Source organism: Ruminococcus sp. (genome assembly GCF_045129435.1).
GTDB lineage: Bacteria > Bacillota > Clostridia > Oscillospirales > Acutalibacteraceae > Ruminococcoides.
On the sequence record NZ_JBGVJL010000004.1, the window covers coordinates 1 to 10,824 of the forward strand.

Annotated in this window: 8 protein-coding genes; all 8 read left to right on the forward strand. The window is 36.8% G+C overall.

Translation table 11 applies throughout. The annotated features are described in order from the left end of the window. Nucleotides 1–124 precede the first annotated feature (124 nt). The 8 genes from ACJMMI_RS00065 to ACJMMI_RS00100 all read left to right on the forward strand — a co-directional run bounded on the left by ACJMMI_RS00065 (nt 125) and on the right by ACJMMI_RS00100 (nt 10,805). Nucleotides 125–2,080, forward strand: coding sequence for a hypothetical protein (locus ACJMMI_RS00065; RefSeq protein WP_405352323.1), 1,956 nt, complete (start codon nt 125–127; stop codon nt 2,078–2,080). Nucleotides 2,081–2,305: 225 nt separating this feature from the next. Next, nucleotides 2,306–5,290: a hypothetical protein gene (locus tag ACJMMI_RS00070; RefSeq protein ID WP_405352325.1), complete on the forward strand. Its 2,985-nt coding sequence runs from the start codon at nt 2,306–2,308 to the stop codon at nt 5,288–5,290. Nucleotides 5,291–5,582: 292 nt separating this feature from the next. Further along, nucleotides 5,583–6,290, forward strand: a complete 708-nt coding sequence (locus ACJMMI_RS00075) for a YveK family protein (protein ID WP_405352326.1) — start codon at nt 5,583–5,585, stop codon at nt 6,288–6,290. A 3-nt stretch (nt 6,291–6,293) separates the two neighbouring features. Beyond that, nucleotides 6,294–6,977: a CpsD/CapB family tyrosine-protein kinase gene (locus tag ACJMMI_RS00080; protein ID WP_405352328.1), complete on the forward strand. Its 684-nt coding sequence runs from the start codon at nt 6,294–6,296 to the stop codon at nt 6,975–6,977. A gap of 46 nt (nt 6,978–7,023) precedes the next feature. Further along, the gene (locus tag ACJMMI_RS00085; RefSeq protein WP_405352330.1) at nt 7,024–7,632 is read left to right on the forward strand and encodes a sugar transferase; all 609 of its coding nucleotides are present in this window, start codon (nt 7,024–7,026) and stop codon (nt 7,630–7,632) included. Between the two features lie 24 nt (nt 7,633–7,656). After that, nucleotides 7,657–8,559: a glycosyltransferase family 2 protein gene (locus tag ACJMMI_RS00090; RefSeq protein ID WP_405352331.1), complete on the forward strand. Its 903-nt coding sequence runs from the start codon at nt 7,657–7,659 to the stop codon at nt 8,557–8,559. Nucleotides 8,560–8,590: 31 nt separating this feature from the next. Then, nucleotides 8,591–9,859, forward strand: coding sequence for a glycosyltransferase (locus ACJMMI_RS00095; protein WP_405352333.1), 1,269 nt, complete (start codon nt 8,591–8,593; stop codon nt 9,857–9,859). 1 nt (nt 9,860) lies between these two features. Continuing rightward, nucleotides 9,861–10,805, forward strand: coding sequence for a D-glucuronyl C5-epimerase family protein (locus tag ACJMMI_RS00100; RefSeq protein ID WP_405352335.1), 945 nt, complete (start codon nt 9,861–9,863; stop codon nt 10,803–10,805). The last annotated feature ends 19 nt before the right edge of the window (nt 10,806–10,824 follow it).

Genomic DNA, 10,824 nt, shown 5'->3' on the forward strand with positions numbered 1-10,824 from the left:
TTCATTTTCTATGTTATAATGTGAAATAAGATGAGAAATATGGGCAAATTGTTCAAATACCCATATTTCATAATCAAAAGAAGTTTTGGATTTCTTTAATTTTATGAAGTAAGGAGACAAATTTATGAAGAAAATCAAAAAGTCAATGTCACTCATTTTGGCTGTTATGCTTGTGCTTTGTGCATTCACAGCAATCCCATTCACAGCAAGTGCGGCAACAAATGGTGGCAAAATCACAGTTTCATCAAATGTATGCGACAGTGCTACTTACCAGTATGATGAAAACAGCAAGCAGGTTGAAGTTACTTATTTCTTGGAGTGCCCAAACAAAATTATTAATGTTCAGGCTACAATGAATTATGACAACACAGTTTTAAAAGTTGCTTCAACAAATACACTCGAAACAAGCCTTCCTGTATTTAAGTCAGGCAGTGCAGTAATTAACTTTAAAGGCAACAGCAAGGTGCTTTTCAACGCATCAAATCTTAACCTTTACAACTTCAGAACAAAAGCTACTGTTGTTACTGTAACTTTTGACATCATCGGTTCAGGCGACACAACAGTTGACCTCAATGTTGAAGTTCTCACAGGTACAAAAGCTGAAAATATGTCAGAAATCACATCTAAAGACAGAATCAACTATGTAAGACACGAGGAAATGAACCTTGGCGACGCTAAGTTCTCTGCTTCTGCAAATGTAATCGGTTCACAGCCTACAACAGGTGCAACACTCTACATGGCAGCTCCTGTATTTAAGGAAGGTACAAGCTGGGACGACATTTACCTTACATATGCTTCAAATTCAAATGTATCTGTCGCTAATAAGATTGCAATGGAAAAGACAGACAATCTTTACTATGCTTCAGGTAATCTTGCAGGCTCACTTTCAAACAACACAAACTGGGCTGTTTATAAGGTAGAGCTTACAGATGAGCAGATTGCTGCCATTGATGCTTCTAATTACACCGGCTTTACAAATAAATACAATAATTACAGAACAAACTTTATTTGGGCTAACTCAGTATTCAGAGCTAACACAGATAAAACAGGCTACAAGTCAGCAAAAACTTCTGTAAAAGATCTTGACGGCAAAATGTTTGTAATCACAGATGCTTCTTCACTCACAAACAAGTCTTCTTTCCTTGGTAACTGGGTAAGCAACAACGGTGAAAAAGCAGAGGGTGTTATTTACACTGCTTCACCGGTTGTAAATGATACAACTTCAATGGGCGATGTTTACTTCCGTTATGGCAAGTCATCAACTATTGCAGATGCAACTCAGATCAGAATGACAAAACTTACTTACACATACGCTAACACAAATTCTTCTTCTGTACTTAAGAAGGGTGACTGGACAGTTTATTCATTAAACCTCACAGCTTCACAGATGAAAGATATTGATGCTTGCAACTACACAGGCTTCACTTCAGCTTACGGTGCAGATGTAAGAACTAACTTTACATATTCTAACAGCGTAACAAGAGCTAAGGTTGGCTCATACGGCAACTACAACTCAGCTAAAACAAATATGTCTGACCTCAACGGTAAGATGTTCTTTATCACAAACTCAGCTTCTGCAAATACAAAGTCATATCTCGGCTACTGGAACGAGCCATCAATGGATATTATGACAGCTACTTTTAAAGTTGCAGTTCCTGATTCAGTAAACGGCACAACAATCAAGGGTATGAACCTTTATTATTCAACAGGTGCTAATTTCTCTGACGCTACAGTTCTTTCAATGACAAAGACTAATGAAACATTCAAGCCACAGTCAATCAAGACAAGCCTCATCTCTTCAAGCACTTCTTGGTCAGTATATGAAATCACAGTTGACGCTGAGCAGTATGCAGCAATCAATGCTTCACAGAAGTTTGGTTTTGCTTCAGCAGACGGCAAGGTTAAAACACTCTACAGCTGGTCAGGTAATGTTATCAGAGCAGGCGTTGGTTCTTATCAGTATCCTTATAATACATCATCAACTCCTGCAGTTGAGTCATTTGATGGTTCAACATTTGTAATGAATGGTTGTGATTCTGCTAATAAGATTTCAACTATGACAGGTTACTGGGCAGCATAATTCATAAAATATTACAAAAGTTTAATATTATTTTTATAAAGGCATCAGTTATCTGATGCCTTTTTTCTTATGGTTTTTGTTAAAAAATACTCCATTTGTGCAATATATCTAATAATAATATTTTTTATTTATACATTATAACACTTGTAACCATAAACAAAAAAGTGTACACTTAATTACAGCGGGTACGCTTAAAGTTATTCATTTAAAAAAGGAGGAAATAAAATGAAAGCTTTTAAAAGATCTGTTGCATTGATTCTGAGCTTTATGCTTATTTTTTCAATGTGTATGATTTCAGTCAGTGCAGCAGAAACAGAAGAAACATCATCTGTTGTTTATCTAAAGCCAAATTCAAACTGGCTTATAGGTAATGCTCGTTTTGCAATGTATGTTTTCAACAGCAAAACAAACACTTGGGCAGATATGGCAGATGAGGACGAAGACGGCTATTATGAGGGAACCATTCCGGAGGGCGACTGGACCGGCATTATTCTCTGCCGTATGAATCCAAACACAACCACAAATAGCTGGTCAAACAAATGGAACCAGACAAGTGACCTTACAGTTCCGGAGGGAATGAACTGCTACACAGTTAAAGAAGGTACTTGGGACAAGGGCGGTGGCTCTTGGAGTCTTTATACACCTGGTGTTGAGCCTACAACTGCTGAAACTGAGCCTACAACAGAGCAAAGCTTCAAATATTCAGTTGCCGGTGATGCAGGTCTTTGCGGTAGTGCTTGGGATCCGGCTGATGCAGCAAACGCAATGACAGACGAAGACGGTAATGGCGTTTATGAAATCACTTATAAGGATGTACCTGCAGGTACATATTCTTTCAAGGTTACAAACGGTACATGGAATTCATCTTGGGGTGAGGGCACAGGCAACTGCTCTGTAACACTTAACAAAACATCTGATGTAACAATTAAGTTTAACGAAACAACAAAGAAAATTGAAATCGTCAGCGATGGTGCAGGCGAATTTGTACTCCAGCACATGACAGTTGTCGGTGATGAAGAACTTGTTGGTGCAAAGTGGGATCCTGATGCTGCTGAGGGCATTATGTCTCTTGATGAAAACGGCGTATGGACAATTACATTTAAAAATGTTGCAGCAGGCACATACTCATACAAATTCGTTGCTAATAACAGCTATACTTACAACTGGACAGTTGAGGGTTACTTTAACAGCTCACTTAATTCTGAAATTGTTGTTGAAAATGACAATTCAGATGTAACTCTTACTATTGATGTATCAGCTTATGATTTTAACACAAAGAAAGGTACTGTAACTGCTACAGCTAATGTAACATGCGATAACCCAACAGAGCCTACAGAATCAACTGATCCAACAGAACCTACAGAGCCAACACAGCCTGTAACAACTGATTACTATCTCTTCGGTACAATCAACGGCGAAAATTATGGTTGTGAAGAAGATTGGGAAAATATTGGTGATTATAAGTTTGTTGACGGCAAACTTTCAGCTGTATTTGATTCAGTAAGCTATGTTGCAGTTAAGACAGGCGACAACACTGGTTGGTATATGACTGACGGTTGGGCCGGCATTACAAAGAGTGTAACACTTTATAGCACATCATTGCTTGGCGAAGACGCTAACAAGCTTATCGTTCCAGAAGGCAAGGTCGATTTTACACTTGTTAAGAACGAAGACGGTACACTCACACTTTCTTATGAATCTGAGAATGAGCCTGTAATCCCTACAGAGCCTGTTACAGATCCTACAGAACCATCAGAACCAGCAACTGATCCTACTGAACCGGTAACTGAACCTACAACAGCACCGGCTACAGAACCTACACAGCCTACAACAGAAGAGCCGTCTGACGGTACAACACTTTATATGGCAGCTCCTGTCTTTAAAGAAGGCACAACATGGGATGAGATTTATCTCACATATTCATCAACTTCAAATGTTTCAACTGCAACAAAGCTTCCAATGGTAAAGACAGACAGACTTTACTATGTATCTGGTGAAGTAGCCGGCTCACTTTCAACTAACGCAAACTGGGCTGTATATAAAATTACTCTTACAGATGAGCAGGTTGCAGCTATCAATGCATCAAACTATGCAGGCTTTACTGATAAGTTCAATTCATTAAGAACAAATTATGTATGGTCAAACTCAATTTTCAGAGCTAATACAGATACAGAAGGTTACAAAGCTGCAAAAACTCCTGTTGAAGATCTCAACGGTAAGATGTTTGTAATCAAAGACGCAGCTTCTCTTACAAACAAGGCTTCATTCCTTGGAAACTGGGTAAGCGAAAACGGCTCACCATGTGCAGGCGTATATTATGCTGCTTCTCCGGTAGTAAATGAAACAACAGCTATGGGCGATGTATATTTCCGTTATGGCACATCATCAACACCGGGTACTGCAGTATCAGTAAGAATGCTCAAAACAGATTATGACTATGTAAATACAGCTGAGTGTGCAATGCTCCAGCAGGGCAAGTGGACTGTATATAAGCTTGAACTTACAGCTGAACAGATGCAGGCTGCTGACGCTTGCAACTACACAGGCTTCACATCAGCTTATGGTGCAGAAATCAGAACAGATTTCACATATTCACACAGCGTAACAAGAGCTAAGGTTGGCGAGTACAACGCTAAATACAACTCAGCTAAAACAGCTATGGCAGACCTCAATGGTAAGATGTTCTTCTTCGTTGATTCAGCTGCTCAGAACACAAGATCATATCTTGGTTATTGGGGCAAATACAACGGAAGTATCAAAACAGTTACAATCAGAGTTGCTGCACCTAACGAAGTAAACGGTGTTGCTATCAATTCACTCAAGCTTGCTTATGGTTCAGGTTCTGAGCTTTCATCAGCCAAGTTTATTGAAATGACTGCAACTAACGAAGTGTTTGCTCCTGACAGCATCGAAACATCACTTATTTCAAACGATGCAACATGGACAGTTTACGAGGCAGTTATCACAGCAGACCAGTATAATGAAATTAACAAAGTAACAAGATTTGGTGTTGTTTCCGGCGACAGCAAATTAAGAACACTTTACAGCTGGTCGGGTAATCTCCTCAGAGCAGGTATCGGTTCTTACGAATATCCTTATGATACAACTACAACAGCTACAGTTGAATCTCTCAACGGTGCTATGTTTGTAATCAATGGTTGTGCTCCTCAGAACAAGCTTGTTACAATGACAGGTTACTGGGCTGCATAAGCACAATTTAATATTATTTTAAAAGTAATCAATAATTAAAACTCCGCTACAGGAAAATATTTTCTGTAGCGGTTGTTTATTGCTATAAATTAAAATTTTTATATATAATCTTTATGTCTTTAAACAAACACTATCTATAAGAATTATAACAAAATAAACCTGTTTTTATGCTATATATTGTGTAATTGTGAGATTATATATTTCCTAATACAAATAACATTGCAAAATATTCGCATTTCATATATAATTATTAGGTCGAAATATATAATAATATTGGGAGATAAGGTGAATTATGGAACTTACACTTAAAGAAATTTTCGTTATACTAAAAAAAAGTTTAGCGTTTATACTCGTTACTGCTATAGTTTTTGCGGTATGCTCATTTTTTGCTTCAAAATTTATTATCAGTAAAACCTACACATCAAGCGTTAAGCTTTATGTAGAAACCACAGGTGACACTTCAAGCAACAGTTACAATAACTTCAGCAACAGAAACTATGCGGTAGCTCTTGTAAATACTTATATTCAGATGCTTGAAACTAATAAGTTCTACACACAAGTATCAGAACAACTTAATAACAAATATTCCGCTACTCAACTCTCGCATGCTATCTCTTTTTCATCTCTTAACGAAACAGAGGTATTTGAAGCAAAAGTAGTTGCTTCAAGTCCAACAGACGCAAAAGAAATTGCAGATGCAGTAGCTGTTGTATCACCAAAAATCATCAGCGAATTAAAAGATCAGAATGCAACCCTGAAAATCGTTGATGAAGCAGTTATGCCTACAAGTCCATCTTCACCTAATGTTTCAAGAAATACATTGATTGCGTTTTTTGCAGGACTTTTTCTTTCAATTATCATTGTAATAATCAGAAAGCTTGTTGATGTAAAGATTACATACACAGACGAATTGACTTCTATCGGCGATATGCCAATTCTTGCAGCAATTCCTGATTTCAACGCTATTTCAAACGGTAAAAAGAAGAAAAGAGGGGTGTAAACAATGGGTATCATTAAAGGTAACAATGCCGGAGAACAACTTAACAATCTTAGCTTCCAGATTCGTGAATCATATAAAATGGCAAGAACAAGCATAGCTTATTCTATTATTAAAAAAGGATGTAAAAAGGTTGCTTTTACAAGTTCAACAAAGGGTGAAGGCAAGACAATTACATCTACAAATATTGCAGTAGCACTTGCTCAGCAGGTTGGTACAAGAGTACTCATAATTGACTGTGACCTTCGTCGTCCTCGTGTACATTCTGCAATTAATATAGAGCCATTCCCGGGTCTTGCTAACTACCTTAACGAGGAATGTCAGCTTGACGATATTATTAAAGATACAGGTGTTGATAACCTGTCTGCTATCTGCTTTGGTGCCATTCCACCAAACCCGTCAGAGCTTTTGTCAAGTGACTCAATGCATGAAATGATAAAAGAACTTGAAAAGAGATTTGATTACATTATCTTTGATACACCGCCGGTAAATGTAGTAATTGACGCTGTGCCAATGATTAAGGAATCAGACGGCGTTGTAATTGTTGTAAGAGATAAAACAACAACTTATGCTAATCTTAATCGTACAAAAGAATCTATTCTTCGTGCAGGCGGAAAAATTCTTGGTGTAATCATTAACCGTGTCAAATCTTCCGAAGCTAAAAAAGGTTATTATTATCAATATAAATAATTTTGTTTTTTGGGGTATTTATTTATAAAGGGGTAAAACAGAATAAATGGCATATAGTATTTTAAAAAGACTTTTTGATTTATTTCTTTCAATATTTTCTGTTTGTATTCTGTCACCGGTATTTTTAATTTTGATTATCATTGTTAAGCTTGATGACCCTAAAGGTAAAGTGTTTTTTGCTCATAAAAGAGTCGGTAAAAACGGCAAAGAAATCAAGATTTACAAATTCAGAAGCATGGTACATAATGCTGAAGAGCTTATAGAAAAATTTACTGATGAACAGAAGAAAGAATATTATACTTATTTTAAACTCGAGAATGACCCTCGTATCACAAAGGTTGGCAAATTTTTGAGAAAGACAAGTCTTGACGAACTTCCACAGCTTATCAATATCATTAAAGGCGACCTTTCAATAGTTGGACCTCGTCCTGTTATTGAAAAAGAAATTGAACTATACGGCGACAAAAAAGACTTGTTCCTAAGCGTGCAACCCGGTCTTACGGGCTATTGGGCTGTAAACGGAAGATCTACAACCGATTACAACGAAAGAATGCAACTTGAGCTTTATTACGTTGAACATCGTTGTATCAGTCTTGATTTGCAGATTATATTTAAAACCTTTGGTGCTGTTTTAAAAGGCGAAGGTGCAACCTAATCCACAAAAGGAGTTTAAAACAAAATGAATGAAAATTATAAAATCAGTATAATTATTCCTACATATAAACGCAGCGACTTTCTTGGCAGAGCCATAGAATCTGTTCTCAATCAGACTTACCAGAATATTGAGATTCTCGTTTCAGATGATAATCTGCCAGATTCGGATTTCGCAAAAGAAGCTAAACAAAAAGTTGAATCATACAGTTCAACCGGCAAGGTAAAATATCTTAAAACTACTGGCAAAACCGGTGGTGGTGCTGCAAGAAATTTTGCTATAAAATATTGTACAGGTGATTATGTTGCTTTTCTTGACGATGACGATGTTTTTATTCCCGAAAAGCTTGAAAAGCAGCTTGAATTTATGCTAAAAAATAATCTTGATATGTCTTACCAAGATGTAAAGTGGTTTGACGAAAACGATAAGCTCGTTGAATTCCGCAAAATGGATTATGTAACTGATTTTTCAAAGAATGAGCTTTTAAAACAGCACATTCTTCATTCTATTGCTCCTACAGCTATATATATGATAAAGCGTGAATCACTCTTAAAAACAGAGGGTTTTGGCGAAGTAATTATGGGACAAGACTTTATCCTGATGCTTCGTTGCATTGAAGCTGACTTAAAAATCGGCTATATGCCAGGTGCATATGTGCATCAGTATTTGCATAGTGGCGAAAGAATTTCTCTCGGTCAGAATAAGATTGACGGTGAAAACAATCTTTACGAGCTCAAGAAAAAATACTATTATCTTATGAATAATAAAGAAATCCGTTATGTAAAATTCAGACATAATGCTGTGCTTATGTTTGCCACATTAAGAAGCAAAATGTATGGCAAGGTGCTCGGCTATGGCTTCAAAGCTTTTTTCCTCTCACCAAAAGCATGTATGCAGGAAGCAAAAAGATATTTTGGTGGTAGAAAATAAGAAGTTTGAATTTATATAAAAGGAGAAATGTATGCGTAAAGGCATAATTTTAATAACAAAACATTTTCCGTTTAATAAAGGTGAAACCCCGGCGGAATCTTACTTAGAAAATGAGATAATCACTCTTGCAAAACATACAGAAAAAGTCTTTGTAATTGCAACTGAGGCTAAAAGCGGAAGTCATGTGACATGCGAATTACCACAGAATGTGCAGGCGGCAGCTTTGCAAACAAAAGACAGTAAAAGCATAAAAATGTCTTGCTTTGCTAAATCAGCAGGTATGTTCTTTTCTAAAAAAAGCTCTGAAATCACAGACGAAATAAAAAGCAGAAAACTTAATGCTAAACAGAAAGCATTTCTTTTTTACTTTAAAAAGAGAGCAGAGCAGAAGCTTTTTTGTGTATCAAAACTTATAGAGAGCAAAGCTATAAATCTTAATGATTATGATGCCATTTATAGCTTCTGGCTATTTGACAGTGCCTATATGGCTGTTATGCTTAAAGAAAAATATCAGCTTAATAACTATGTTGTTGTATCCCGAACACATCGTTACGACCTTTATGAATACAATAATAAGCTAAAATATATTCCGTTAAGACCATATCTTCTTGAAAAACTTGACGGAGTATTTCCATGTTCGGACAATGGTACAAAATATCTTTCTGAAAGGTATCCGAATTTCAAAAATAAAATCCAAACCTCTTTCCTTGGCAGTAAAGATTACGGTGTACAAAATTATAAGCATATCGGAAACAAATTGCATATTGCAAGCTGCTCAAGACTTATTTCCGTAAAGCGTGTAAATCGCATTGTAGATGCCCTTTCAAAGCTTGAAAAAGAACCTTTTGAAGTGGAATGGACTCACTTTGGCGGAGGTGCTTTATTTGATGAACTTAAAAATCAAGTAAATACAAGCCTAAAAAAGACAAAAGTAAATCTTATGGGTAACACAGAAAACAAAGAGGTTATGCGTCAGTACTCAAAGATGATTGTTGATGTTTTTGTAAATGTCAGCGAAAATGAAGGTCTCCCAATTTCTATTATGGAGGCAACAAGCTTCGGAATTCCTGTGATTGCTACCGATGTTGGCGGCACATCTGAAATTGTAAGACAGGGCGAGAATGGATTTTTACTCAAAAAAGATTATACCGATGATGAGCTTTGTGAGCTTCTCTGCAAATTTGCTTATATGAGCAAAGAGGAATATCTGCCTTTTAGAGAAAATTCAAGGAAGATTTACGAAGAAAATTTTGAGTGCGTACATAATATAGAACAGTTTTTATTAAAGATTGGCGGTTAAAATGGCAAATCAGGTTTCATTAAAGCTTGCTATGGTCAAGCGTTGGTTTAAAATACTTACAGGTTCAAGTGCTACTGCCGTTAAGCAGGGCAGAGGAAAATATTTTGATACAAAGTCTGTAAAAGGCTACTACAACGACCTCACAAAAAAGGTTGGTGAGGGTACTTCTCTTGACAACGAAGGACTTCCTGTTTCAAAGATTTCAGACGGCAGCGAAGTTAATTTTCCGATTGCTGTTTTTCAATATGCACTTGCTCTTTATGATATGTTTATTGAAACCGGAGATGTAAAATACAAAACTGACTTTTTTACTCAAATCAGTTGGATTATGGAGCATCAGCGTAAAGACGGTTCATGGGACTGTTTCGGCCCGCTTAAAAGTGATAAATACACAGTTTCATCAATGGGACAAGGAGAGGGTGCTTCTGCTTTATTAAGAGCATATACTCAGACTCAAGACAACAGCTACCTTGCCGCTGCTAAAAAAGCTATTGATTTTATGCTAACACCGATGGAAAATGGTGGTACTGCTTTTTATAATAATGATGAGCTGTACCTTGAAGAATATCCTCAAACTCCACGCCGATCTGTGCTTAATGGTTGGATTTTTTCTTCATTCGGTCTTTATGACCTTTCCTTATATATGCCGGAATACTCTGAAAAATTCATTGATACTGCTAAAACAATAGCAGCTCACCTCGATAATTACGATAACGGCTACTGGTCTTTATATGACCTTGAAAAAAGAGTAGCAAGTCCTGCATACCATGAACTTCACATTGCTTTGCTTGAGGTTATGTACGAGCTTTCAGGTATTGATGAGTTTAAAATATATGCAGAAAAATTCAGCAAGTATCAAAGCAAAAAGGGCAACAAATACAGAGCTATCGGCAAAAAGTTCACTCAGAAAATTACTGAACATTCCGACAGCGTAATTGTAAAATAAGGAGTTACTATGGCAGTTA